Source organism: Rathayibacter sp. PhB151, assembly GCF_004366415.1.
Taxonomy (GTDB): domain Bacteria; phylum Actinomycetota; class Actinomycetes; order Actinomycetales; family Microbacteriaceae; genus Rathayibacter; species Rathayibacter festucae.
In genome coordinates, this window is sequence record NZ_SOEN01000001.1 from 44,677 (window position 1) to 68,187 (window position 23,511).

Here is a 23,511-nt window from a genome sequence, read left to right on the forward strand (position 1 = left end):
AACATGACGCACAGCACCAGAACGGCACGCTGGGGTGCCGCGGTCCTCGCCGGCGGCCTCGCCCTCTCCCTCGGCGCCTGCTCGAGCGGCGGCGGCGGCGGATCGGACGACTCCGCCGGGCTCACCGTGATGATCGGCTCGTCCGGCGACGCCGAGACCACCGCCGTCACCGACGCCGTGAACTCCTGGGGCGAGGCGAACGACACCGCCGTCGACGTCGTCGCGGCCAGCGACCTCACCCAGCAGCTCGGCCAGGGCTTCTCGGGCGGCAACCCGCCCGACCTCTTCTACATGAGCTGGGACCAGTTCCAGACCTACGCGAGCAACCGCTACCTCGAGCCCTACGCGCAGGACGCGGACGACGCCGACGCCTTCTACCCGGCGCTGCGCGACGCCTTCACCTACGACGACCAGTTCTACTGCGAGCCCAAGGACTTCTCGACGCTCGGCCTCGTGATCAACACCGACCTCTGGGCGGCCGCGGGCCTGACCGCTGCGGACATCCCGACCGACTGGGCGTCGCTCCAGTCCGCCGCGCAGAAGCTGACCGCGAACGGCGTGACCGGGCTGTCCTTCGGCCCCGAGTACGCGCGCATCGGCACCTTCATGAACCAGGCCGGCGGCTCGCTGCTCTCCGAGGACGGCACCACCGTCACCGCGGACACCCCCGAGAACGTCGCGGGCCTCACCGAGGTGAAGACCCTGCTGAGCGACGGCGTGCTGAAGTTCCCGGCCGACCTCGACTCCGGCTGGTCCGGCGAGGCGTTCGGCAAGGGCGCGGCCGCGATGGTGATCGAGGGCCCGTGGATCAACGGCGCGCTCGAGGCCGACTACCCGGACGTGAACTACACGGTCGCCGAGCTGCCCGCGGGCCCCGGCGGCAAGTCGACCTTCACCTTCAGCAACTGCTGGGGCATCCCGGCCGGCAGCACCACCGCCGACCAGGCCGAGTCGCTCGTCGCGTCGCTCACCTCGGACGAGCAGCAGCTCGCCTTCTCGGACGCGTTCGGCGTGATCCCCTCGACCGAGTCGGGCGCCGCGGAGTACGCGAGCAAGTACCCCGAGAACGCCGCCTTCGTCACCGGCAACGACTACGCCGTCAGCCCGGTCGCCTTCGCCGGCGCTGCCACCGTGATCACCGACTTCAACTCGGCCCTCGAGGGCCTGGCGTCGGGCGACCCGGAGGCGATCCTCGCGGACCTGCAGACCAACCTGCAGGACGCGCTCGACACCGCGAACGCGAAGTAGCGCGGGACGACGCCGATGAGCACCGCCACCGCCGCCCGGAGCCGCCGCTCCGGCATCCGCGGGAACGAGGCCCGCTACGGCTGGCTGTTCACCCTCCCCGCGATCCTCGTCGTCGGCGTCTTCCTGGTCGTCCCGATCGCCCTCGCGCTCTGGGTGAGCGTCAGCAACTGGAACGGTCTCGGCTCGCCGCTGGGCCCGACCGCGCAGTTCGTCGGCGCCGACAACTACCGGGCGGTGCTCCTGGACTCCGGGCTGGCGCAGAAGGACTTCGGCACGGCGATCCGCAACAACGTCTACTACGTGCTGCTCGTCGTGCCGCTGCAGACCGCGCTCGCGCTGTTCCTGGCGGTGCAGGTCAACCGCCGGGTGCTGCGCGGGCGCGGCTTCTTCCGCACCGCGTTCTACTTCCCGTCGGTGACCTCGTCGATCGCGATCACCGTGATCTTCCTGTTCCTCTTCAGCGCTTCGGGCGTCGTGAACGCGGTGCTCGGCTGGTTCGGCGCCGACGGCCCGACCTGGATGGCGGACCCGACCGGGGTGCTGCACTCGCTGCTCGGGCTCGTCAGCGTCGACGGCAGCTGGTTCGCCGGCGGCGCCCCGCTGGGGCTGACCTGGTGGGACTGGCTGTCCGGCCCGTCGGTCGCGATGTGCGTGCTGATCACCATGGCGATCTTCACCACCTCGGGCACCTTCATGCTGCTGTTCCTCGCGGCGCTGCAGAACATCGGCGCCGAGATCGACGAGGCGGCGCTGATGGACGGCGCGGGGCCGCTGCGCAAGTTCTTCTCGGTGACGCTGCCGATGCTGAAGCCGACGCTGTTCACGGTGCTCACCCTGGGGCTGATCGGCACCTGGCAGGTGTTCGACCAGATCTACCTGACCGGTGGCGGGGCTCCGGGCAAGACGCTGCTCACGCCGGCGTACCTCGCCTACGAGTCGTCGTTCACGGACCTCCGCTGGGGCCAGGGCGCGGCGATCGCCTTCATCCTGTTCTTCATCATCGTCGTCCTGACGCTGCTGCAGCGCGCGATCCTCCGCGAGAAGGGCGAGCCGAGCGCCCGCCGGACCCGCCGGGCCGCCCGCGCGGACGCCGCGACGACCCTCACGACGGGAGGAGTGCGATGAGCACCCTGGTCGACTCCGAGCCGCGCACCGAGGCGGAGCCGCCGACCCAGGCGCCGCTGCCGCACCGCCGCGTGCAGCTCGGTGCCCGCGGGCGCGCCTCGCTGATCGGCGGCTACCTGCTGCTGATCGGCCTTGCGCTGGTCTACATCTACCCGTTCCTGATCTCGGTGGCGTCGTCGTTCAAGACCGACGCCGACGCGACCTCGAACCCGCTGTCGCTGCTGCCGGCGACCTGGTCGTTCGCCTCCTACGAGCGGCTGTTCACCGATGTGCCGCTGCCGCTCTGGACGCTGAACTCGGTGATCGTGACCGTCTTCGTCACGGTCGGGCGGGTGTTCTTCGACTCGCTCGCGGGCTACGCGCTCTCGCGGCTGCGCTTCCGCGGTCGCGGGCTGCTCTTCGCGCTGTTCATCGGCGTGATGAGCGTGCCCGCGGTGGTGCTGCTGATCCCGCGGTTCCTCATCCTCAAGCAGCTCGGGCTCTACGACAGCTACGCGGGGATGATCGTGCCGCTGATCGTCGACGCGGCGGGCATCTTCATCATGAAGCAGTTCTTCGACTCGATCCCCCTGTCGATCGAGGAGGCCGCGCGGATCGACGGGGCGGGCGTCTTCCGGACCTTCCGCTCGATCGTGGTGCCGATGGCGCGGCCGGCGATCGTGACGCTGTTCATCCTGTCGTTCCAGGGCTCGTGGAACGAGTTCTCGCACTTCGTCGTCTCGCGGCAGTCGCCGGAGCTGAACACGCTGACGACGGGCGTCGCCTCGCTGGTCTCGGGGCAGCTGGGCACCGGCAACCAGTACCCGCTGCAGCTCGCGGCGGCGGTGCTGATGTCGATCCCGGTCGCGGTGCTCTTCTTCGTCTTCCAGCGGCGGATCATGAACACCACGGAGGGCGCGGAGAAGGGCTGACAGCGGGGTCTCGATACGCCGCGTGCCGCGGCTACTCGACCAGCATGAAGTTCATGCTGATCTGAGAGCGCGAGCAGCGCGGCCTTCATGCTGATCGAGTAGCGCGCGCAGCGCGCGTATCGAGATCCACCATGACCGGGACTGCTGGTGGAAGCGGGTCTCGATACGCCGCTCCGCGGCTACTCGACCAGCAGGGAAGGGCGCGAGATCCGGGGACGCGGAAGGGGCGCTCCGCCGCAGCGGAGCGCCCCTTCCTTCGTGCTACTTCTTCAGGAACTCGAGGACGACGCGGTTCCACTCCTCGGCGTGGCTGACGTTGACGCCGTGCGGGGCGCCGGCGACGACGTGGAGCTCGGAGCCGGGGATCGCGGCGTGCGTGCGCGCGCCGGAGCCCTCGAAGGGGACGGTGCCGTCGCCGCCGCCGTGGATGACGAGCGTCGGAACGGTGACCTTCGGCAGGTCCTCGCGGAAGTCGGTGCCGGCGAACGCGGCCATGCAGGCCAGCGCGGCGTGCTTGGACGACTGCTTCGCGAGCGCGAGCGCGTCCTGGCGCTGCGCCTCGGTGACCTTGAGCTCGCCGTTCACCGAGAAGAACTCGGTGGTGAACTGCTCGTAGAACGAGTCCTCGTCCTTGGTGAGGCCGGCGGTCATCTCGGCGGCGGCCGACTTCTCGAGCGGTCCGTCCGGGTTGTCGTCGGTCTTCATCAGGTACGGCGGCACGGCCGACGCGAAGACGACGCTGTGCAGGCGCTCGGTGCCGTACTTCGAGAAGTAGCGGGCGACCTCTCCGCCGCCCATCGAGAAGCCGACGAGCGTGACGTCCTGCAGGTCGAGCTCGGTGAGCAGCGTGTGCAGGTCCTCGGTGAGGGTGTCGTAGGTGTAGCCGGTGAGCGGCTTGTCGCTGCGGCCGAAACCGCGGCGGTCGTAGGTGATGACGCGGAAGCCGGCCGCCGCGAACGCGGGGACCTGCTCGCTCCAGGACTCGCCCGACAGGGGCCAGCCGTGGATCAGGACGACGGGACGTCCCGAGCCGCCGGTGTCGTCGACGTGGAGGTCCGTGTCCTTGAAGAGGCCGTGGTGGGCGGTGATCTCTGCCATGAGTCGTGCTCCTTCCGGCGCCGAGGATCGGCGTCGATTGTCTGTTCGAAGGAGTGTGGCGCCGCGGATGGGGAGCGAGCCGTGAGGGGAGGGGCCCTTGACAGCCCCTCCCCGCGCTGGTTAGGAGAGCGCGTCGACCGCGGCGAGGATCGCCTCGGTCTCGGTGCGCGTCGTGTAGTCCACGTGCACGTCGGCGAAGCGGACGACGCCCTCGGCGTCGAGCACCAGGACGGTCGGGAACGGGATCGCGGGGGTGTCGTCGGCGTTCGAGTCCTTCACCGCGAACCCGAGCGCCGTGTGCGCCTCAATGGCCGCGTCGCTGGGGGCGGTGACGATGCCGAGCTCGGTGGCGAGCGCGTTGCCCGGGTCGGTGACGACGGTGAAGCCGAGCTCGCCGCCCAGCGTGGCGGAGGCATCGGGCGTCTCCGGGCTGACCGCGACGAAGGCGACGCCGCGGCTCGCCAGCTCGGGGGCGAGGGTCGCGTCGTAGTGGCGCAGCGTGATGTTGCAGTAGGGGCACCAGGCGCCGCGGTAGAACACCAGCACGGCCGGGCCGTCGCCGAGGAGGGAGGAGAGCGCGACGCTCTCGCCGCCCCCGGTGACCACGGTCGCGCTCGGCAGCCGCTCCCCGGCTGCGACGGCTCCGGCGGGGACGCCGTTCTCGACGAGGTCGGCCTGCTCGCTCGCGAAGACCGCAGCGAGCTCGTCGCCGATCGTCTCGGTGAAGCCGGTGGTGAAGTCGGCGGTCTGCGCGCCGATCGTCGCGGTGGTCTGCTCGGTGGGCATCGTCGTCTCCGTCCGGGCGGCCGTGGATCGGACGCTCCGGCGCGATCGTAGGGACGCGGACTCGGAGCGGACCTGGGCGACGTCACGGTTCGTCATGAAGAGCCTCCGGGCGCAGACGAAGACGCCGCCCCGGATCGCGGATCGCGACCGGGACGGCGTCCGTGCTCCCGCGCGGGAGCGGGGAGGCGATGCTGCGGACTACTGGAATCCGCCGCCGCGGTCCTCAGGGTCCTCGACGGGGTCGGAGTCGGGGGCGTCGAGCGCGTAGGTCACGTGGACCGACTCGCCGACCTCCTTGGCCGAGACGGACGTGTAGACGAGGTGCGTCTCCTGGCCGTCGACGGCGGCATAGACGTCGACCGACTTCTCGTAGCCCCCCTCGGTGCTGACACGGGTCTCGGTCTGGCCGTCGAACGGCCCGCCCTGGAAGAAGGCGAGGTAGCTCTCGCCCTCGGAGAGTTCGCGGATGTCGTTGCTCATGGGACAGGTCTACCACTCGGCGTCGGGCGTCCGCCGGGCGGCCCGTGTCCGCGGCTCCCGCCGGGCGGCGAGAACGTAGGATGACGGGGATGACGATCGGACGCCGCCTCTTCCTGTCGGGAGCCGCCTCGGGCGCCGGTCTCCTGGTCCTCGCGGGCTGCACTCCGCCGCGGCCGACCCCCACGCGCTCCGTCACCGAGGCCCCGGTGCCCACGCCCAGCACCACCGCCGTGCCGACGCCGGCCGCCTTCGTCCGCTCGGGCTGGGCCGACGATCCCTACGCGCTCGGCGCCGTCTCCTACCTCGCGGTCGGGGCGACCCCCGAGCACCGCGACGACCTGGCCGGGAACGTGCTCGACCGCCTGTTCTTCGCCGGCGAGGCCACCGACTCCCAGGAGCCGGGCACCCTGCAGGGCGCCTGGAACTCCGGGGTCCGCGCGGCCGGCGAGATCGCCGCGATCGCCGAGGAGGGCGAGCGGATCGCGATCATCGGCGCCGGTCTCGCGGGGGCCGTCGCCGCCCGCCGCCTGCTCGACGCCGGCTACGACGTCGCGCTGGTCGAAGCGCGCGACCGCGTCGGCGGCCGCATCGCCACCAGCACCCCCGACGGCTGGCCGATCGCCGTCGACAGCGGCGCCTGGGCGCTCGTCGGCGCCGGCCCCGCGCTGCGCGAGAGCGTCCTCGACGCCGGGATCACCACCTCCGCCGTCGACCTCGCGACCGTCCTCTCCAGCACCGACGACGGCGACCGCCCCGATGTCGGCGACACCGCCGCCAAGGGGCTCACCCGTGCGCTCGAGTGGGCGGCGGAGCAGCCCACCGACCTCTCGCTCGCCGACGCCTTCGCCGGCTCCGGCGCTCCCGACCCGGCGGCCGTCGAGCCCGGCAGCGGGGACGGCGACGCCGCCCGCCTCGCCGCGTTCCTCGCGGGCGGCCCGGTGCTGCGCACGGGCGCCGCACCCGCCGAGCTCTCCGCCTGGTACGGGCTGGGCGACGCCTCGGCCGCCAGCACCGCGGAGGACGTCGCCGACTCCTCCGACGAGGCCTCCGCGGTCCTCACCGACGGCCTGGCGCCCCTCGTCGAGACGCTGCTGACCGACGTCGAGATCTCGCTGCGCGCGGCCGTCAGTGGCATCGGCTACAGCGACACCGGCGCGAGCATCCGGCTCGCGACGGGGGAGTCCTTCACCGCCGACCGCGTCCTCGTCACGGTGCCGATCGGGGTGCTGCAGAGCGACGCGATCGCGTTCGATCCGCCGCTGCCGTTCGCGCACCGCACCGCGATCGCGGCGATCGGCTCCGGGGTCGTCGAGACGCTCTGGCTCCGCTTCGACGAGCCGTTCTGGGACACCGATCCGGCCCTGCCCGCGCGCTGGTCGCTCGTGGGCTCCGCTGCCGGGATCACCGAGTGGCTGAACCTCGAGCCGACCACCGGCGAGGCGGTGCTCGTCGGGCTCGTCGGCGCCGATCAGGCCCTGTCGCTGCAGTCGCTCAGCGACGACGAGCTGCTCGTGGTCGCGCAGTCGGCGCTCACGCCGTTCGCCGTCGCTGCCGGCTGAGCCGCTCCCGCAGCCGGGCGAGCGGGCCGCGCCACTCCGTCGCACGCGCCGCCCCGAGCGGCCGGACCCGGCTGAGCGCGAGCATGAAGGCCGCGATGCCGGAGATCAGGCCGAGCACGATCACGTCGTAGACGACGAACATCACCGGGCCGTCGACCTGCGCGGGGTCGAGGAAGAAGTAGGGGTACCAGCCGATCAGCGCGCCGCGCACCAGCGTGATCACGCCCCAGACGATCGGGAAGCCGAGCACGGTGAGCGTGCCGCGCCAGGCGACGGGGCGGCGGCCGGGGGCGAGGAGCCAGTCGAGCAGCGCGAGCGTCGGGATGACGAAGTGCAGCAGCGCGCTCGACCACGGCACGTCGACGCGGACGCCGCGGTTGTTCGCCTCCACGGCGATCAGCCCGAAGACGATGCCGGAGACGACCATGTAGGTCAGGACCAGCGCGCGGAGGGTGCTGAGCCAGCGCGGCTCGCGCTCGCGGGCGAGGGCGACGATGCCGGAGAGACCGAGGACGACGACGCCGGCCATGTTCGACTGCGTGGTGAAGTACGCGAAGAAGTTGTCGATCTGGAACAGCCGGAAGCCGAGGGTGTAGAGGAAGTCGCCGACGAGCCCGACGGCCCCCAGCCCCGCGAGCGCGAGACGGAGGATCGCGAACGCCTTCCGCACACCCGCTCCGATCCGTCGCCTCGACCAGCCCGGAGGGCCGGACGTCCGGACGATTCTACGGTCGCGGCGCTCCGAGCTCCCCGGGCGGGGGCCGTGCGGGCGGCGTCCGGGGCCGCCGGAGGGAGGGGTGCACGGGATACCGTGCACTATGCCGTTCACGCCGAGCCACGCCGTCGTCGCTCTGGCGTTCACGAACAGCCGCATCCCCGCCGCGGCGGTCGCGATCGGCGCGATGGCCCCGGACATCGGCCTCTACCTGCCCGTGCGCTGGGCCCGCGATGCGACGCACTCGATGCTCGGGGTCGTGACGGTCGACCTCGCGGTCGGCGCCGTCGGCCTCGTGCTCTGGCTGGTGCTGCTCCAGCCCGCCTGGCGCGACCTCGCGCCGTGGATCGTCCGGGTGCGCCTGCGACCGCCGCCGGCACCGCCGAGCACCGCGCGGGCGAGGACGGCGGCGATCGTCCTGGCGATGGTCGGGATCGTGATCGGCGCGGCGTCGCACGTGCTCTGGGACGCCTTCACCCACGACGGCGGTCCGTTCGTCGCGGCCCTGCCGTTCCTCCGCGAGGAGCTCGGGCCGTTCGCGGGCTACAAGTGGGCGCAGTACGCCAGCGGGGTGCTCGGGCTGGTCGGTCTCGGGATCGGCGCTCTCGTCTGGTACGTCGCCCGCCGGCCGCACCACGTCGCCGTCGACCACCGCGGCCCGGCGCGGGTCGCGGCGTGGACGGCCGTCCTCGCCGCCGCGGTCGTCCCGGCGGGCGTGGTGCTCTCGGGCTCGGGGCTCGACCCGTTCGAGGAGGCGTACCGCTCCTACGTCGTCGACGCGGCCGTCCTCACGGTCGTCTGGACGACCGCCGCCCTGCTCGCGGTGGCCGTGCTCTGGCACCTCGCGCTCGGCGTCGCACCACGCCAGGGGGCTGACGCGGATCCGTCGTGAGGAGGATGCGCGGGTGCATAGCCCGCCGATAGCGTCGATGACGGCCCGTTGGGGCGGGCCGCCTTCGGGGGAAGGCACAAGGGGAAATCGAGGGCCCGCGGCGAGTCGCCGCGGGCCCTCTACCTGTCTGCGGCTGCGCGGCCGCGGATGATCCCACAGCGCTGAGTGGCGGCAGTGCCCTCCGCATGCTGGTCGAGTAGCCCCGCAGGGGCGTATCGAGACCCCGCGTCCTCTGCAGGGTGGTCTGCAGACTCGTCCTCCGGCGCTGGTGGATCTCGATACGCCCGCTGCGCGGGCTACTCGATCAGCATGAGGCGGCGGTCGAAGGACCAGCCGCGAGCCGTGGCTCGCGTCCGCCCCGCGGTCGCAGGCAGGCGGCGGGCTAGCGGCGCTTGCCGCCGCCCTTGCCGGCGGGCTTCTTCGGGCGGGTGGCCGCGGCGGTCCGCGAGCCGCTGCGCGGGGCGCCCTCGCCGGCCGCGCCCTTGGGCAGGACGGAGGCGGGCGGGATGGGCCGGCGGGTGACGGGGCGCACGGGCTCGCCGCGGCGGGACTGGCCGGGGATCGGACGCGAGCGGCGGCCGTAGATCAGCTCGGAGGAGTCGAGCAGCCACGGGACCAGCGCGACGGTGACGCCGTGCACGAGCAGCAGCTTCTGGCGGATCCGGCGCGACTTGTGGTTGTGGAGGAAGCCCTCCCACCAGTGCCCGACGATGTACTGCGGCATGTAGACGGTGATGATCTCGGAGCCGTGCTCGAGGCGGTGCGCCTTGATGTACTTGATCAGCGGGTACGAGATGTCGCGGTACGGCGAGGCGATGCAGCGCAGCGGGACCTCGATGTCCATCCGCGCCCAGTCGGCCTTGAGCTGCGCGGTCTGCGCGTCGTCGATCGACGAGTGCACCGCCTCCAGCGACTCGTGCCGCGCGGCGATGGCGTAGTCGAGCGCCTTGAGTGTCGGCTTGTTCATCCGGCCGACGAGGACGACGGCGTGGTCGCCGTTGGCGCCGAAGGTCGTGGTCGGGTCGACCTCGATCTCCTTCTCCACGTCGCGGTAGTAGCGGTAGACGCCCGCCATCAGCACGCCGAGGATCGGCATCACCAGGTAGACGAGCCACGCGCCGTGGGTGAACTTCGTGATCGTGACGACGACGAGCACGGCGAAGGTGAGCGTGGCGCCGAAGAGGTTGATCGCGAGGCTGGTCTTGACGGTGCGCGAGCCCTCGCCGTTCTTGATCATCCGGATCCAGTGCTTCACCATGCCGGACTGCCCGAGGGTGAAGGAGACGAAGACGCCGATGATGTAGAGCTGCACGAGGCTGGTCAGCGAGGCCTGGTAGACGAGCAGGATGATCGCCGCGACGAGCGCCAGGATGATGACGCCGTTGGAGTAGATGAGGCGGTCGCCGCGGGTGTTCAGCGACTTCGGCGCGTAGCCGTCGCGGGCGAGGACCGAGCCCAGCAGCGGGAAGCCGTTGAACGCCGTGTTGGCCGCGAGCAGCAGGACGGCGGCGGTCGCGGCCTGGATCACGAAGAAGAGGATCGTGTTGTTGCCGAAGGTGGCGGCCGCGACCTGCGCGATCACGGAGCGCTGCGGCGTCGTCGCGCAGTCGGTGAAGCCGACGAGGTGGCAGGCGTTCTCGGCGTAGTGCACGTTCGAGAGCAGCGCGAGGGCGGTCAGCCCGACGAAGAGGACGATGGCGATCGTGCCCATCGCGACGAGGGTGCGCTGCGCGTTCTTGACCTTGGGGACGCGGAAGGCGGGCACGCCGTTCGAGATCGCCTCGACGCCGGTGAGCGCGGCGCAGCCGCTGGCGAAGGAGCGCAGCAGCAGCAGGACGATCGCGGCCTGGGTGAGCTGCTCGCCCTGCACCGTGTAGCCGGCCGACTCCGCGATCGGGGCGTCGCCGAAGGCCGCGCGGCCGAGGCCGACGACGACCATCACGAAGACGCTCGCGACGAAGAGGTAGGTGGGGACGGCGAAGGCCTTGCTCGACTCCGAGACGCCGCGGAGGTTCACGGCGGCCAGGAGGATCACGAAGAGGATCGCGAGCTCGACCCGGAGCGGGGCCAGCGCGGGGATCGCGGAGATGATGTTGTCGACGCCGGACGCGACCGAGACCGCGACGGTGAGCACGTAGTCGACCAGGAGGGCCGCGGCGACCGTCAGCCCGGCCGTCTCGCCGAGGTTGGTGCGGGCGACCTCGTAGTCGCCGCCGCCCGAGGGGTAGGCCTTGATCAGCTGCCGGTAGCTGAGGACGACGACCACCAGCAGCACCACGACGCAACCGGCGACCCAGGGCGCGAAGGTGAGGAAGGAGAGGCCGCCGAGCAGCAGGATCATCAGCAGCTCCTGCGGCGCGTAGGCCACGGAGGAGAGCGGGTCGCTCGCGAAGATCGGGAGGGCGAGCCGCTTCTGCAGGAGCTGGCCCTCGAGCTTGTCGCTGGAGAGCGGTTCGCCGATGAAGAAGTGCTTCGCGGTGCGGAGCTCGTTGGCGTCGGCGTCGTCCGCACCGGTGGGGGACGCCTTCGCGCCCGAAGGGGGGCCCTCGTGTGTCACGAGCGACGACACTACTCCGTGGCCGGGGGCAGTCAAGCCGCCGGGACGCCCGCCGCGAGAGCGCTGAACCCGCGCTGTGACCGGGCATTTCCGCAGCTGTCGGGCAAGCGGTTCCAACGAGGTCCCCATCTGTGGGACAGGGGGTCAAATCACCCTCGAACTGGGGTCACCCTCGACGCTGTGAGATCACCTGAAGTCTGTTGAAGTCGAAGACAGGTCACTCCGATGGGGGGAGCCGACGGGTTCCGCCCGTCGACGCTCGGAGAGGCCTGCACCGTTCCGCCGCCTCCCGGCCTCTGACCCGAGCCCCGCTGCAGCGGCGCGGGCGCTCGCTCGGAGTGCCTGCGTCGACCCGCCCGCACCACGACAGGTCGGCCGAGACGCCGACAGAATCGACGGAACCCGTGTCCACTTCCCGCACCGCCGCGCCGCCGGCCCGCTCGCGCCTCTGGCGCGCAGCCGGCCTGGCCACCGCGCTCGCCGTCACCGCCGGCATCGCCCTCGCCGGCTCCGCCCCCGCCCAGGCCGCCACGACCGGCCAGTACCTCGTGTCGGTCGACTCGAGCTCGATCTCGGAGCAGGTCGTCCGCGCGCTCGGCGTCGCCGACGACGTGCAGTTCGAGGGCGGCGTCGCGGGCTTCACCGCCCCGCTCACCGAGCGCCAGAAGGCGGTCCTCGAGGCCGACTCGCGCGTCCTCGGCATCACCCCCGCCGACCAGGTCGTCGACGGCCAGGCGCAGACGACCCCCTCGCACGTGCTCACCGCGGAGGCCGACAAGGCCCCGGTGCGCGCGGGCGACGGAGTGACGAACTACACCGGTCCGGCCGTCGCGGTCATCGACTCCGGCGTCAGCTCGCACCCCGACTACAACCTGAAGGAGCAGATCAACTGCTTCGGCTCGGGCACCGCCGCCGACGCCAACGGCCACGGCACCGGCGTCTCCGGCTACATGGCGGCGCTGGACAACGGCTCCGGCTCGGTCGGCGTCGCACCCGGCGCTCCGATCTACTCGGTCCGCGCGCTCGACGCGAACAATCGCGGCAACACGGGCACCCTGATGTGCGCCCTCGACTGGGTGTCCGCGAACGCGGCGAAGTACAACATCAAGGTCGTCAACATGTCGCTCGCCACCTACGGCACCGACGATGGCAACTGCGGCCGCTCGAACGGCGACGTGATCCACCAGGCGATCTGCGACCTCGAGGCCAAGGGCATCGTCTCCGTCGGCTCCGCGGGCAACACCTCCGAGGACCTCGCGGGCTGGATCCCCGCCGCCTACGACGAGGTGCTCGCCGTGACCAACATGGCCAACTACGACGGCAAGCCCGGCGGACTCGGCACGGCGCCCTGCGGTGTCCAGACCAAGGACGACGCGGTCTCGACCAACAGCAACTTCGCCGTCACGGCCGCCGACCAGAAGCACACCATCGCCGCCCCCGGCATGTGCCCGTACACCACCAAGAAGGGCGGGTCGTACGCCTACATCCAGTCGGGCACCAGCATGGCGGCCGCCGGCACCAGCGGCGTCGTCCTCGACTGCATGAGCTCCGGTGGATCCTGCGCGGGCAAGAGCCCGGCGCAGGTCCGCGCCCAGGTCATCGCGCAGGCGAAGGCGGCGACCGAGCGCGGCCGCACCTTCCAGGGCGACCCGACCCGCCCCGTCGCCGGCCGCTACTTCGGCTACGCCGTGAGCACGATCCCCGTCGGCACCGTTCCGACGCCGGACCCGACGCCGACCGCGACGCCGACCGCCACGGCCACGCCTACCGCGACCCCGACGGCCACGCCCACCTCGACTCCGAAGCCGACGGCCACGCCCACGTCGACTCCGAAGCCGACCGCCACGCCGACGCCGACCGCGACGCCGACCACCCCGCCGGCGGCCGACACGCAGAAGCCGACGGTGAGCATCACCTCGCCCGCGACCAACACCACGGTCGTCGGCTCGATCCGCCTCGTGGCCTCGGCCAGCGACAACGTCGGAGTGACGGCCGTCGCGTTCTACGCGTCCGGCACGAAGCTCGGCAACGGCGTGAAGCAGTCGGACGGGACGTGGGCCCTGACCGCGAGCTCGTCGGCCTACCCGAACGCCGCCTACCAGGTGACGGCCAAGGCCCAGGACAAGGCCGGCAACGTGACCACCAGCTCGGCGATCACGCTCCGCGTCGCGAACTGAGTTCCTGAGAACCGAGAAGAGCGGTTCAGGGGCGTGCCGTGTGCACACCCCTGGACCGCTCTTCTCTGTTGAGACCTTCGTTCTGCAAGCGGAGGTCTCCGACGAGCAGGAGCGGCGCAGCCGCACCGACTCGCCCGAGAAGGCTCGTTCTCCATCCCGAGAACGAGCCTTCTCGGGCGAGTCGATTCGCGCCGCAGCGTCAGGGGCGGGTGGCGGCGCCGATCAGGCGGGTGAGGGTGTCGCGGACGGCGATCAGCTCGTCGAGGGGGAGGTCGAGGCGCTCGACGATCTGCGGGGGGACCTGGAGCGCCCGCTCGCGCAGGGCGGCTCCCTCCGGGGTGAGTGCGACGTCGAGGCGGCGCTCGTCCTCGGTGCTGCGGGCGCGCGTGACGTAGCCGCCGGCCTCCAGGCGCTTCACCAGCGGGCTGAGGGTGGCGGGCTCGAGGTGCAGGGCGGCGCCGAGGTCGGCGAGCGAGCGCGGGGCGCGCTCCCAGAGCGCGAGCATCACGAGGTACTGCGGGTGGGTGAGGCCGAGCGGCTCGAGCACGGGGCGGTAGAGGCCGATGACGGTGCGGGCGGCCACGGCGAGCGAGAAGCAGACCTGGTTCTGCAGGGCGAGCGGGTCGACGTCGTCAGGAATGCTGTCCACGGAGTCGGCCGTCCTTTCCCGTCGTGCCCTGATCATTAGTACACTAAGCATATGGCCAAGCCGACCCGCTCCCTCTACCAGCGCTTCAACGCGCGGCTCTTCCCTTGGCTCGGTCCGCCGCCGCTCGGGCCCTACGACCAGCCCGAGCCCGAGGCTCCCGCCGGCCGCGCCTGCCCGCTCTGCGGCCGCCTGATGTCGGAGCACGTGATCGACCGCAGCGGCCCGCGCACGCAGCTCTACTGCCCCGGCACGGATCCCGCCGCGGACCCCGGCACCGCCGCCTGACGGCCCGATCGGCCCCTCCGGCGTCGCACGTCCCCTTTCGGGGGCCACGGGCTCGCGCCGCCGGGGGCGGATGATGAGCGCATGTCCCGTCTGCGCTCCGACTCCGCCCGTGCCGTCCAGTTCTCCCGCTTCGGCGGCGTGGACGTGCTCGAGATCGCCGACATCGCACGGCCCCAGCCCGGGCCGGGGGAGGTGCTGGTCGAGGTCCTCGCGGCCGGTGTGAACCACATGGAGGCGTTCATCCGGCGCGGGATGTTCGACTCCGACCACTCCGCGGCCTTCCCGATGCGCCAGGGCACCGACTTCTCCGGCATCGTCGTCGGCCTCGGCGAGGGCGTGAGCGACCTCAAGCTCCGCAGCGACGTCGTCGGCCACGCGCTGGTCGGCTCGCACGCCACCCACATCGTCGTCCCGCGGGAGAACCTGGTCGCCAAGCCCGCCTCGGTGAGCTGGGAGGTCGGCGGCGCGCTGTTCCTCGCCGGGGTCACCGCCTGGCGCGCGATCGAGGCCACCCACATCGGACCGGACGACACCGTGGTCGTCTCGGCGGCGGCGGGCGGCGTGGGCAGCATGGAGATCCAGCTCGCGAAGCTGCGCGGCGCGACCGTCCTCGGCACCTGCGGCGAGCGCAACTTCGACTACCTCCGACAGATCGGCGTGAAGCCGATCGTCTACGGCGACGGCATCGCCGACCGGATCCGGGCCGCGGCCCCGAACGGCGTGACCGTCTTCCTCGACAACTTCGGTGGCGACAACGCGGCGCTGGCCGAGGAGCTCGGGATCGAGCCGGCCCGCTTCCACTCCAGCGACGACCGCAAGGAGATCGAGCTGCGCGCCGTCTGGCCCGACGCCGAGACCGCGCGGCGCGACACCGAGATCCTCGGCGAGCTGGTCGCGCTGGTCCGCGACCAGAAGCTGCGGGTGCTGGTCTCCGGCTTCTACCCCTACGGCTTCGTCCAGGACGCGTTCGACGACCTCGAGAAGCGGCACTCCCGCGGCAAGATCGTGCTCGGCATGAACCCGGTCGACGCGGGGCGCGTGACCAAGGCCCGCGACATCCACGAGGCCGGTGCCTAGCGTCGGCCCTCGGGCCTAGGCTCGGCTCTCGGGAGGGAGCCGCGTGGAGGAACCGGTCGTCGCCATCATCTGGATCGTCTCGTTCGTGGTCGTCACCGTGCTGGTGACGGGGCTCTCGGGCAAGGCGGGCTGGTCGGCACCCGTGGCGCTGGTCGCCGTCGGGGCGCTGGCCTCCTTCGTCCCCGGGATCCCCGAGGTGGTGGTCGAGCCGGACGTCGTCCTCTACGGGATCCTGCCGCCGCTGCTCTACGCGGCGGCGATCCGCACCTCGGTGCTCGACGTCCGCGCCCGCGGCGACAGCATCCTGCTGCTCTCGGTCGGGCTCGTGGTCTTCACGGTGCTGGTGGTCGGCGCGGTCGCCTGGGCGGTGGTGCCCGCGATCTCGATCGCCGCGGCCCTGGCCTTCGGCGCGATCGTGGCGCCGACCGATGCGGTGGCGGTGTCCGCGATCGCGGGGCGGCTGCGCCTCCCGCGGCGGATGATGACGGTGCTCGAGGGCGAGAGCCTGCTCAACGACGCGACCGCGCTGGTCGCGCTGAACGCGTCGCTGCTCGCGATCGTCAGCACCGTGACGCCCGGCGGGATCGCGCTCGACTTCGTGCTGGCCGTCGTGGTCGGCGCGGGGGTCGGGATCCTGATCGCGGTCGTCCTCGGCTTCGTGCGCAAGCAGGTGTCCTCCTCGGTGCTCGACACGAGCCTCTCGCTGGTGACGCCGTACGTCGCGTTCATCCCGGCGCAGCTGCTGCACGGCTCGGGCGTGCTCGCGGTCGTGGTCGCGGGGCTGTTCCTCGGCTTCCGGGCGCCGGTCATCCAGTCGGCCCAGGCGCGGATCGCGGAGTCGTTGAACTGGCGCACCATCCAGTTCCTGCTCGAGAACGCCGTCTTCCTCTTCATCGGGCTGAGCCTGTCCTCGGTGGTCGCGGCGACCGCCGACTCCGACATCGGCGTCTGGCAGGGGATCGGCATCAGTGCGGCGCTGCTCGGGGCGCTGATCGGCAGCCGGGTGCTCTGGATGTGCCTGACCACGGTCCTCTTCCGGCACGGCCCGCGGCGGCTGCAGCAGCGCGGCTGGACCTGGCCGACGGCGCTCGGGGTGTCCGTGGCCGGGATCCGCGGCGTCGTCACGCTCGCGGCGGCGTTCCTGCTGCCGGAGGAGACACCGCAGCGGGCGTTCCTGCAGTTCCTGGCGTTCGTGGTGGTGGCGGGCACGCTGGTGCAGGGGCTCGCGCTGCCGAGGGTGCTCCGGCTGCTCAAGCTGCCGGCGCCGAACGAGCAGCAGGAGCACGTCGAGAAGCAGATGCTGCTGGCGGAGGCGCAGTCGGCCGGTCTCGCGCGGCTCGACCAGGAGCCGCAGGACGGTGTCGAGGAGCGGGTGCTCGACCGGCTGCGGCGGAACGCGGTGTTCCTCGCGGACGCGCTGGAGAATCCGCCGGAGGCCGAGGGCGCGGAGCCGCTGACCCACTCCTACAACCGGCTGCGGCGCGTGATGATCGCGGCCGAGCGCGAGGCGGTGCTGAAGGCGCGCGCCGAGGGGCGCTACCAGGAGCCGGCGGTGCGCAGCGCGCTGGCGTTCCTCGACGTCGAGGAGGAGGCGCTGGCGGTGGGGCGGCAGTAGGCGACCCGCCTCGGCCGCCTGGAGTGAGCGGTGAAAATCCTATAGGATCGACGGGTCCGGCCGGAGGGCCGGCGCACTCGATGATGAGGAGCCGACGAGCATGACCCGTCTCTGGAACGAACCCGCCGACTTCGCCGACGACATGGTCGACGGCTTCGTCCGCGCCAACGGCCGCTGGGTCCGCAAGGTCGTCGGCGGCGTCTCCCGCTCGACCCGCTCCGAGGAGCCCGAGGTCGCGGTGGTCATCGGCGGCGGCTCGGGCCACTACCCGGCCTTCGCCGGACTGGTCGGGCCCGGTCTCGCCCACGGCGCCGCGATGGGCAACCTCTTCGCCTCGCCCTCGGCGCACCAGGTCGAGTCGGTGATCCGCGCGAGCGAGCAGGGCCGCGGCGTGCTGCTCAGCTACGGCAACTACGCCGGCGACGTGCTGCACTTCACCGCCGCGCAGGACGCGGTGCGGGCCGACGGCATCGACTGCCGCACGGTCACCGTGACCGACGACATCTTCAGCGCGAAGCCGGAGGAGGCGCACAAGCGCCGCGGGATCGCGGGCGACCTCACCGTCTTCAAGGTGGCCGGGGCCGCCGCCGCCGCGGGCTACGGGATCGACGACGTGGAGCGGGTGGCCGTGCTCGGCAACGCGCGCACCCGCTCGCTCGGCGTCGCCTTCACCGGCTGCACGCTGCCCGGGGCCGACGAACCGCTGTTCTCGGTGCCCGAGGGCCGGATGGCGGTCGGCCTCGGCATCCACGGCGAGCCCGGGATCGACGAGGTCGACATCCCGAGCGCCGCGGAGCTCGCCGAGCTGTTCGTGACGCACCTGCTCGCCGACGCCGAGATCCCCGAGGGCGTGAGCGTCGACGGCGCCCGGGTGGTCCCGGTGCTGAACGGGCTCGGCTCGGTGAAGAGCGAGGAGCTGTTCGTCGTCTTCAGCACGATCGCCGACCTGCTCGAGGCGCGCGGGATCACCCTCGTCGACCCGCAGGTGGGCGAGTTCTGCACCAGCTTCGACATGGCCGGCGTCTCGCTGACGCTGTTCTGGGTCGACGAGGAGCTCGAGACGCTGTGGACGGCGCCGAGCGACACTCCTGCCTTCCGTACCGGCGCGGTCGACGGCGGCGCGCTCGTGGCCGTCACCGCGACGCAGGCCGAGGAGGTCGCCGCCGAGGTAGGCGAGGCCTCGGAGGAGTCGCGCGCCGCAGCGGCACGGCTGTCCGGCGCGATCGCGGCGATCCGCGACGTGATCGACGCGAACGCCGACGAGCTCGGCCGCCTGGACTCGATCGCGGGCGACGGCGACCACGGCATCGGCATGCAGCGCGGGGCGCGGGCGGCCGCGCAGGAGGCCGCCGACGTGCTCGAGCGCGGGGCCGGGGCGCAGACGCTGCTCACCCGGGCCGGCGACGCCTGGTCGGACCGCGCGGGCGGGACCTCCGGAGCGCTCTGGGGCGTCATCCTCCGCAGTGTCGGCGAGGCGCTCGGCGACGACCGCGCGGTGAGCGCGCGCGAGGTGAGCGCGGGGGTGACCGCCGCCTCCGATGCCGTGCGCGGCTACGGGAAGGCGAGCGTCGGCGACAAGACGATGGTGGACGCGCTGGTGCCGTTCGCCGAGACGCTGGCGGAGCGGGCCGCGGCGGGCGACGCGCTCGCCGACGCGTGGGGTGCCGCGGCGGGTGCCGCGCGCTCGGCCGCCGACGCCACGTCCGATCTGATGCCCGGGCTCGGCCGCGCGCGCTCTCACGGCGAGAAGTCGCTCGGGACGCCCGACCCCGGCGCGATCTCTTTCGCGCTGATCGTCGAGGCGATCGCGCCGCAGCTCGGCGCCGCGTCCGGCACCGCATCCGCCCAGAACGCACCGTCCACCCATGAAGGAGAGACCGCATGAGCACCACCTGGAGGATCGTCGTCGGATCGGACGACGCCGGCTACGACTACAAGGAGATCCTGAAGCGCGATCTCGAGGCCGACGACCGGGTGGTCTCGGTCGTCGACGTGGGTGTCGACGCGGAGTCGCACACGCCCTACCCGAGCATCGCGATCGCGGCGGCCGAGCTGGTCGCGCGCGGCGAGGCCGACCGGGCGCTGCTGATCTGCGGCACCGGCCTGGGCGTCGCGATCGCGGCGAACAAGGTCGAGGGGATCCGCGCCGTGACGGCGCACGACTCCTTCTCGGTGGAGCGCGGCGTGCTCTCGAACGACGCGCAGGTGCTCTGCATGGGGCAGCGGGTCGTCGGCATCGAGGTCGCGCGGCGGAACGTGCGCGAGTGGCTCGGCTACGTCTTCGACGAGTCGAGCGCCTCGGCCGCGAAGGTGGAGGAGATCGTCGCGTACGAGCGCTCGGGAGCGACTGCGTAAGCTGAGCCGACCGCTGTGCCGAGCGCCCTCCACCGGGCGCCGCGGCCGGCCCCTTCCGCACCGATCCGCGAGGCTGTGATGACCGACGCCGTGTTCCGCCTGACCGGTGCGGAGTCGATCGAGCGGCGGGGCCTGCGCGACCACGTCTACGAGCGCGTGCTCGACGTGCTGCTCGGCCCGGACATCGAGCCGGGCATGCGGCTGTCGATCGACGCGGTCGCGCGCGAGCTCGGCGTCTCGCCGACGCCGGTGCGCGAGGCGCTCGTGCAGCTGGAGCGGACCGGCCTCGTCACCCGGGTGGCCAACAAGGGCTACCGGGTGGCGCCGCCGCTCGCCGATGATCAGCTCGATGCGCTCTTCGACGCGCGGCTGGTGCTCGAGAGCGGCGCGGCGGCGCTCGCGTCGGCGCACGAGGCGGCGCTGGTGCCGCGGCTGCAGGAGGCGCTCGCCGCGCACGAGGCGATGACCGCCGTCGTGCGCGCGGCCTCCACCGAGGGCGAACTGCCGGTGGCGCTGCTGCGCGAGTACTTCGCGGTGGACTGGAACTTCCACCACCTGATCTTCGAGGGCACGCACAACCCGTTCCCGATCGACATGTCCGAGGCGATCTCGACGCGCGTGCACCGGATGCGCCAGACCGTGCAGACGGGCGTCAGCGACGCGGACGACGCCGTGCTGGAGCACCGGGCGATCGTGGACGCGTTCGCGGCCGGGCCTGAGGCGGCGGCGGCGGCGATGCGCGTGCACATCGAGCGGGTGCGCGAGCGCTCGCGCCGCGACTCCGTCCGCTGACGCTGCGGCTGCCGCGTGGGCTGAACTCCGGCTCGCGGAATCGGCCCGGGCTCGTGGAATCGAGTGGTTCCCGCGTGCCGGAGTGCGTTCCGCGTGCCGGAGGTGGCCGGGGCTGAGCTCCGGCTCGCAGAATCGGCCTCGGCTCGCCGAATCGGGTGGTTCCCGCGTGCCGGAGGTCGTTTCGCGTGCCGGAGGTGGCCCGACGGTGCGCTGTCAGGGCGAGACGTGTGCGCGAGTGCGGCGACCCATGCTGGTCGAGTAGCCGCGGAGCGGCGTATCGAGACCCGGCGTCTGCAGGGGGGATCTCGATACGCCCGCTGCGCGGGCTACTCGATCAGCATGGGCTGCGCGAGGCGCGGGCTGCTTGATCGGCAGGGGCGGCCCGCTGTGCGGGCTGCTCGATCAGCCGGAGGGTGGGACGGCGAAGGGCCCGGCCGCGGGTGCGGTCGGGCCCTTCACGGCGGCGGCGGGTCAGTGGCTCGCCTGGACGCTCGTGGTCTCGAGGAGCTCGTCCGCCTTGGAGCCGCGGAAGAACTTGGTGCAGAACATCATGGCGGCGGCGAGGAAGGCGAAGACGCCGAGGGAGACGACTCCCCACACACCGCTGTCGGTGGGCACGGCCTCGTTGAAGCCGTTGCGCATCAGCGGGGCGACGAAGCCGCCCAGGTTGCCGAGCGAGTTGATCAGGCCGATGCCGGCCGCGGCCGCTGCTCCGGTGAGGAACGCGGTCGGGTAGGCCCAGGTGATCGGTCCGACGGAGAGGAAGCTGGCCACCGCGAGGGTGATGAACAGCAGGCCGAGGATCGGCTGGCCGGCCGAGCCCGCCCAGGCCGAGCCGAAGATCGACAGGCCGGTGAAGATGTAGAACATCGCGCCCCAGGAGCGGCGGCGGCGGATCGTGTTGGCGTGCTGGCCCACGTAGTAGCAGGCGAACAGTCCCACCAGCCACGGGATGGCCGAGACGAGGCCGACCTGGAAGCCGACGTCCTGCCCGATGAGGTTCGCGACCTGCTGCGGGAGGTAGAACGTGGTGCCGTAGACCGCGATCTGCAGGCAGAAGTAGATGATCGTGAAGTACCAGACCTTCCAGCTGGCCATCGCCTTCCAGATGCCGGTCGGGCCGTCGGCCTGGCGCACGGTGTCCTCGCGCTCCATCGCCGCCGTCAAGGAGTCCTTCTCGCCCTGCGTCAGCCACTTCGCCTTCTGGGGATGGTTCGTCAGGAACTTCAGCGCGGCGATGCCGGCGAGCACCGCGAGCAGGCCCTCGGTGAAGAACATCACCTGCCAGCCCTCCCACGGGGTGATCTGGTTGCCGACACTGATCAGGCCGCCGCTGAGCGGAGCGCCGAGCATCTGCGAGAAGGGCTGTGCCAGGTAGAAGATCGCGAACATCTGCACGCGGACCTTGTTGGGGAACCACTCCGACAGGAACATGATCACGCCGGGGAAGAGCCCGGCCTCGGTCACGCCGAGCAGGAAGCGCAGGACGATGAACATCGTGTCGCCGGTGGTGAAGGCGAACGCCGCGGCGACGATGCCCCAGGTGACCGCGATGCGGGCCAGCCAGAACCGGGCGCCGAAGCGCTTGAGCAGCAGATTGCTCGGGATCTCGAAGATCGCGTAGCCGATGAAGAAGATGCCGGCGCCGAGGGCGAACGCACCGTCCGAGATGCCGCGGTCGACCGAGAGCGCCTCCTCGGCGAAGCCGACGTTGGTGCGGTCGAGGAACGCGACGAAGTAGAGGATGACGAGCATCGGCATCAGATGCCGCGACGCCTTCGAGATGGCGGATTTCAGCGCGGGATCACGGGTGGATCCGAGGGCTGGGGACGAGGTGGTCAAGGCGCTCTCCTTTGAGTCGGCCGAATGCGGTGAGGGGTGGGAGGGGTCAGGAGCCGAGCGCGGGCAGGATCTGCGCCATGCCGACGGCGACGAGGATCACGCCGACGCCGAGGAAGATCCAGCGGCCGAGCGACCAGGTTCCGGTGAGCTTGTTCATGGGGACGTCCGTTCCAGTGCTGAAGGGATCAGTGCCGAGGGATCGGTGCCGAGGGGATCGGTGCCGGGGGGATCAGTGCATGTACAGGCCGCCGTCGACGTTCAGGGTCTGACCCGTCACGAAGCCGGCGTCCTCGCTGATGAGGTACGCGATCGCCGCGGCGATGTCGCGGGGCGTGCCGATGCGCGGGAGCACGCCGTCGGCGGCCATGGCCGTCTTGCGCTCCTCGGTGAGGGTGCCGCCCATGATGTCGGTGTCGATCGGGCCGGGGGAGATCGCGTTGACGGTGATCCCCTGGCCGCCGAGCTCCCGGGCGACGCTGCGGGTGAAGCCGATCACGCCGGCCTTGGCCGCGGAGTAGGCGGTCTTGCTGAAGGTGCCGCCGCCGCGCTGGGCGGAGACGGAGGACAGGCTGACGACGCGGCCGACGCCGCGCGCGACCATCGACTCCACCGCGCGGCGGGTGCTGAAGTGCACGCCGTTGAGGTTGACGTCGAGGACCCGCTGCCACTCGTCGGGGGTGACCTCGAGGTACGAGACGGGGGAGGCGATCCCGGCCAGGTTGACCAGCGCCACGACCGGCGGGAGGGCGGCCTCGAGCGCGTCGAAGGCGGCGCGGACCTGCGCGTCGTCGGCGACGTTCGCGCCGGCGCCCGCGGCCTGCACGCCGTGCTGCTCGGCGATCTCGGCGGCCACCTCCTGCGCGGCCTCGGCGTGGAGGTCGATGACGCCGATGTTCCAGCCGAGCTCGGCGAGGTGGTGGGCGGAGTAGCGGCCGATGCCGCGCGGGGACGCGGCGCCGGTGAGGACGACGGTCCGGGACTCGGGGAATGCGGTCATGAGGGTGCTCCTTCTCGGTCGGCGCGTCAGGCGATCGGCGCGGGGCCGAGCTCGTCCATGAGCTTCTTGATGGCGACGTAGGCGCGGTTGCGGTACGCGATCAGCTCGGCGGTCCGCTCGGCGGGCACGTCGAGGTAGCCGGCGCCGGACTTGGTGCCGAACTTCCCGGCGTCGACCAGCGCGGCCAGCGACTCCGGGGTGGCGAAGCGCTCGGGCCAGCGGGTCTGCAGCGAGGCGTAGCAGAAGGCGTAGACGTCGCCGAGGACGTGCGCGTCGGTGTCGATCCGGAGGCCGGGCACGGGGCGGCCGTCGAGGAGGAGCGGGACGTCGTGCTCGACGCACTTCTCGGTC

At 72.0% G+C, this 23,511-nt stretch carries 20 protein-coding genes and 1 pseudogene; 12 read left to right on the forward strand and 9 right to left on the reverse strand.

What is annotated here, in order from left to right; translation table 11 throughout:
- Positions 1 to 3 precede the first annotated feature (3 nt).
- The 3 genes from EDF35_RS00175 to EDF35_RS00185 are packed head-to-tail and all read left to right on the forward strand — an operon-like array spanning position 4 to position 3,284.
- On the forward strand, positions 4 to 1,248 hold the full coding sequence (locus EDF35_RS00175; protein WP_133960389.1) for an extracellular solute-binding protein: 1,245 nt from the start codon (positions 4 to 6) through the stop codon (positions 1,246 to 1,248).
- Positions 1,249 to 1,263: 15 nt separating this feature from the next.
- Positions 1,264 to 2,373, forward strand: coding sequence for a sugar ABC transporter permease (locus tag EDF35_RS00180; protein ID WP_133960390.1), 1,110 nt, complete (start codon positions 1,264 to 1,266; stop codon positions 2,371 to 2,373).
- The gene (locus tag EDF35_RS00185) at positions 2,370 to 3,284 is read left to right on the forward strand and encodes a carbohydrate ABC transporter permease (protein ID WP_133960391.1); all 915 of its coding nucleotides are present in this window, start codon (positions 2,370 to 2,372) and stop codon (positions 3,282 to 3,284) included. The genes EDF35_RS00180 and EDF35_RS00185 overlap by 4 nt, the downstream gene beginning before the upstream one ends.
- A 261-nt stretch (positions 3,285 to 3,545) precedes the next feature.
- On the opposite strand, the gene EDF35_RS00190 is transcribed toward EDF35_RS00185, so the two are convergent.
- The 3 genes from EDF35_RS00190 to EDF35_RS00200 all read right to left on the reverse strand — a co-directional run bounded on the left by EDF35_RS00190 (position 3,546) and on the right by EDF35_RS00200 (position 5,648).
- Positions 3,546 to 4,382, reverse strand: a complete 837-nt coding sequence (locus EDF35_RS00190) for an alpha/beta hydrolase (protein ID WP_123741048.1) — start codon at positions 4,380 to 4,382, stop codon at positions 3,546 to 3,548.
- A 120-nt stretch (positions 4,383 to 4,502) separates the two neighbouring features.
- A complete protein-coding gene (locus EDF35_RS00195) occupies positions 4,503 to 5,168 on the reverse strand; it encodes a peroxiredoxin-like family protein (RefSeq protein WP_133960392.1) in 666 nt (221 codons plus the stop codon).
- Between the two features lie 198 nt (positions 5,169 to 5,366).
- Positions 5,367 to 5,648, reverse strand: coding sequence for an oligoribonuclease (locus EDF35_RS00200; RefSeq protein ID WP_123448078.1), 282 nt, complete (start codon positions 5,646 to 5,648; stop codon positions 5,367 to 5,369).
- An 89-nt stretch (positions 5,649 to 5,737) separates the two neighbouring features.
- Between EDF35_RS00200 and EDF35_RS00205 the strand changes: the two genes are divergently transcribed.
- Positions 5,738 to 7,207 (forward strand): NAD(P)/FAD-dependent oxidoreductase, encoded by a 1,470-nt coding sequence (locus EDF35_RS00205; RefSeq protein ID WP_133960393.1) that lies wholly within the window; start codon positions 5,738 to 5,740, stop codon positions 7,205 to 7,207.
- Here EDF35_RS00205 and EDF35_RS00210 read toward each other — a convergent pair.
- On the reverse strand, positions 7,179 to 7,877 hold the full coding sequence (locus tag EDF35_RS00210) for a Pr6Pr family membrane protein (protein ID WP_123706324.1): 699 nt from the start codon (positions 7,875 to 7,877) through the stop codon (positions 7,179 to 7,181). The genes EDF35_RS00205 and EDF35_RS00210 overlap by 29 nt on opposite strands.
- Before the next feature lie 148 nt (positions 7,878 to 8,025).
- On the opposite strand from EDF35_RS00210, the gene EDF35_RS00215 reads away from it, so the two are divergent.
- Positions 8,026 to 8,814, forward strand: a complete 789-nt coding sequence (locus EDF35_RS00215) for a DUF4184 family protein (protein ID WP_133960394.1) — start codon at positions 8,026 to 8,028, stop codon at positions 8,812 to 8,814.
- Between the two features lie 382 nt (positions 8,815 to 9,196).
- Here EDF35_RS00215 and EDF35_RS00220 read toward each other — a convergent pair whose 3' ends face one another.
- Entirely contained in the window at positions 9,197 to 11,275 is a 2,079-nt protein-coding gene (locus EDF35_RS00220; RefSeq protein WP_243582199.1) for an APC family permease, read from the reverse strand.
- A 500-nt stretch (positions 11,276 to 11,775) separates the two neighbouring features.
- Between EDF35_RS00220 and EDF35_RS00225 the strand changes: the two genes are divergently transcribed.
- Positions 11,776 to 13,548: an Ig-like domain-containing protein gene (locus EDF35_RS00225; protein ID WP_133960395.1), complete on the forward strand. Its 1,773-nt coding sequence runs from the start codon at positions 11,776 to 11,778 to the stop codon at positions 13,546 to 13,548.
- Positions 13,549 to 13,747: 199 nt separating this feature from the next.
- Here the strand turns inward: EDF35_RS00225 and EDF35_RS00230 are convergent, their stop codons facing one another.
- Positions 13,748 to 14,188 carry a MarR family transcriptional regulator gene (locus tag EDF35_RS00230; RefSeq protein WP_133960400.1) on the reverse strand — a complete coding sequence of 147 codons (441 nt, stop codon included), beginning with the start codon at positions 14,186 to 14,188 and terminating at the stop codon, positions 13,748 to 13,750.
- 60 nt (positions 14,189 to 14,248) lie between these two features.
- On the opposite strand from EDF35_RS00230, the gene EDF35_RS00235 reads away from it, so the two are divergent.
- The 6 genes from EDF35_RS00235 to EDF35_RS00260 all read left to right on the forward strand — a co-directional run bounded on the left by EDF35_RS00235 (position 14,249) and on the right by EDF35_RS00260 (position 20,321).
- Positions 14,249 to 14,482 carry a hypothetical protein gene (locus EDF35_RS00235; protein WP_123448084.1) on the forward strand — a complete coding sequence of 78 codons (234 nt, stop codon included), beginning with the start codon at positions 14,249 to 14,251 and terminating at the stop codon, positions 14,480 to 14,482.
- 81 nt (positions 14,483 to 14,563) lie between these two features.
- Positions 14,564 to 15,559: an NADP-dependent oxidoreductase gene (locus EDF35_RS00240; protein ID WP_123448085.1), complete on the forward strand. Its 996-nt coding sequence runs from the start codon at positions 14,564 to 14,566 to the stop codon at positions 15,557 to 15,559.
- Between the two features lie 43 nt (positions 15,560 to 15,602).
- A complete protein-coding gene (locus EDF35_RS00245) occupies positions 15,603 to 17,174 on the forward strand; it encodes a cation:proton antiporter (protein WP_123706329.1) in 1,572 nt (523 codons plus the stop codon).
- A 100-nt stretch (positions 17,175 to 17,274) separates the two neighbouring features.
- Positions 17,275 to 19,059, forward strand: coding sequence for a dihydroxyacetone kinase family protein (locus tag EDF35_RS00250; RefSeq protein ID WP_133960396.1), 1,785 nt, complete (start codon positions 17,275 to 17,277; stop codon positions 19,057 to 19,059).
- Positions 19,056 to 19,529, forward strand: a complete 474-nt coding sequence (locus EDF35_RS00255; RefSeq protein WP_133960397.1) for a ribose-5-phosphate isomerase — start codon at positions 19,056 to 19,058, stop codon at positions 19,527 to 19,529. The genes EDF35_RS00250 and EDF35_RS00255 overlap by 4 nt, the downstream gene beginning before the upstream one ends.
- A 78-nt stretch (positions 19,530 to 19,607) precedes the next feature.
- Positions 19,608 to 20,321 carry a GntR family transcriptional regulator gene (locus EDF35_RS00260; protein ID WP_133960398.1) on the forward strand — a complete coding sequence of 238 codons (714 nt, stop codon included), beginning with the start codon at positions 19,608 to 19,610 and terminating at the stop codon, positions 20,319 to 20,321.
- A gap of 471 nt (positions 20,322 to 20,792) precedes the next feature.
- Here the strand turns inward: EDF35_RS00260 and EDF35_RS00265 are convergent, their stop codons facing one another.
- From EDF35_RS00265 to EDF35_RS00275, 3 genes and pseudogenes are all read right to left on the reverse strand, one after another.
- Positions 20,793 to 22,163: an MFS transporter gene (locus tag EDF35_RS00265; RefSeq protein WP_243839797.1), complete on the reverse strand. Its 1,371-nt coding sequence runs from the start codon at positions 22,161 to 22,163 to the stop codon at positions 20,793 to 20,795.
- A 229-nt stretch (positions 22,164 to 22,392) separates the two neighbouring features.
- Positions 22,393 to 23,160: an SDR family oxidoreductase gene (locus EDF35_RS00270; protein ID WP_133960399.1), complete on the reverse strand. Its 768-nt coding sequence runs from the start codon at positions 23,158 to 23,160 to the stop codon at positions 22,393 to 22,395.
- Positions 23,161 to 23,186: 26 nt separating this feature from the next.
- Positions 23,187 to 23,511 (reverse strand): annotated as a pseudogene (locus tag EDF35_RS00275) (hypothetical protein); the annotation flags it as partial.

Excerpts from the sequence above, each read along its gene's own strand:
- EDF35_RS00215 (WP_133960394.1), top strand. The coding sequence starts at position 8,026 with ATGCCGTTCACGCCGAGCCACGCCGTCGTCGCTCTGGCGTTCACGAAC.
- EDF35_RS00185 (WP_133960391.1), top strand. The coding sequence starts at position 2,370 with ATGAGCACCCTGGTCGACTCCGAGCCGCGCACCGAGGCGGAGCCGCCG.
- EDF35_RS00255 (WP_133960397.1), top strand. The coding sequence starts at position 19,056 with ATGAGCACCACCTGGAGGATCGTCGTCGGATCGGACGACGCCGGCTAC.
- EDF35_RS00260 (WP_133960398.1), top strand. The coding sequence starts at position 19,608 with ATGACCGACGCCGTGTTCCGCCTGACCGGTGCGGAGTCGATCGAGCGG.
- EDF35_RS00240 (WP_123448085.1), top strand. The coding sequence starts at position 14,564 with ATGTCCCGTCTGCGCTCCGACTCCGCCCGTGCCGTCCAGTTCTCCCGC.
- EDF35_RS00250 (WP_133960396.1), top strand. The coding sequence starts at position 17,275 with ATGACCCGTCTCTGGAACGAACCCGCCGACTTCGCCGACGACATGGTC.
- EDF35_RS00235 (WP_123448084.1), top strand. The coding sequence starts at position 14,249 with ATGGCCAAGCCGACCCGCTCCCTCTACCAGCGCTTCAACGCGCGGCTC.
- EDF35_RS00180 (WP_133960390.1), top strand. The coding sequence starts at position 1,264 with ATGAGCACCGCCACCGCCGCCCGGAGCCGCCGCTCCGGCATCCGCGGG.
- EDF35_RS00175 (WP_133960389.1), top strand. The coding sequence starts at position 4 with ATGACGCACAGCACCAGAACGGCACGCTGGGGTGCCGCGGTCCTCGCC.
- EDF35_RS00195 (WP_133960392.1), bottom strand. The coding sequence starts at position 5,168 with ATGCCCACCGAGCAGACCACCGCGACGATCGGCGCGCAGACCGCCGAC.
- EDF35_RS00270 (WP_133960399.1), bottom strand. The coding sequence starts at position 23,160 with ATGACCGCATTCCCCGAGTCCCGGACCGTCGTCCTCACCGGCGCCGCG.
- EDF35_RS00200 (WP_123448078.1), bottom strand. The coding sequence starts at position 5,648 with ATGAGCAACGACATCCGCGAACTCTCCGAGGGCGAGAGCTACCTCGCC.
- EDF35_RS00190 (WP_123741048.1), bottom strand. The coding sequence starts at position 4,382 with ATGGCAGAGATCACCGCCCACCACGGCCTCTTCAAGGACACGGACCTC.
- EDF35_RS00205 (WP_133960393.1), top strand. The coding sequence starts at position 5,738 with ATGACGATCGGACGCCGCCTCTTCCTGTCGGGAGCCGCCTCGGGCGCC.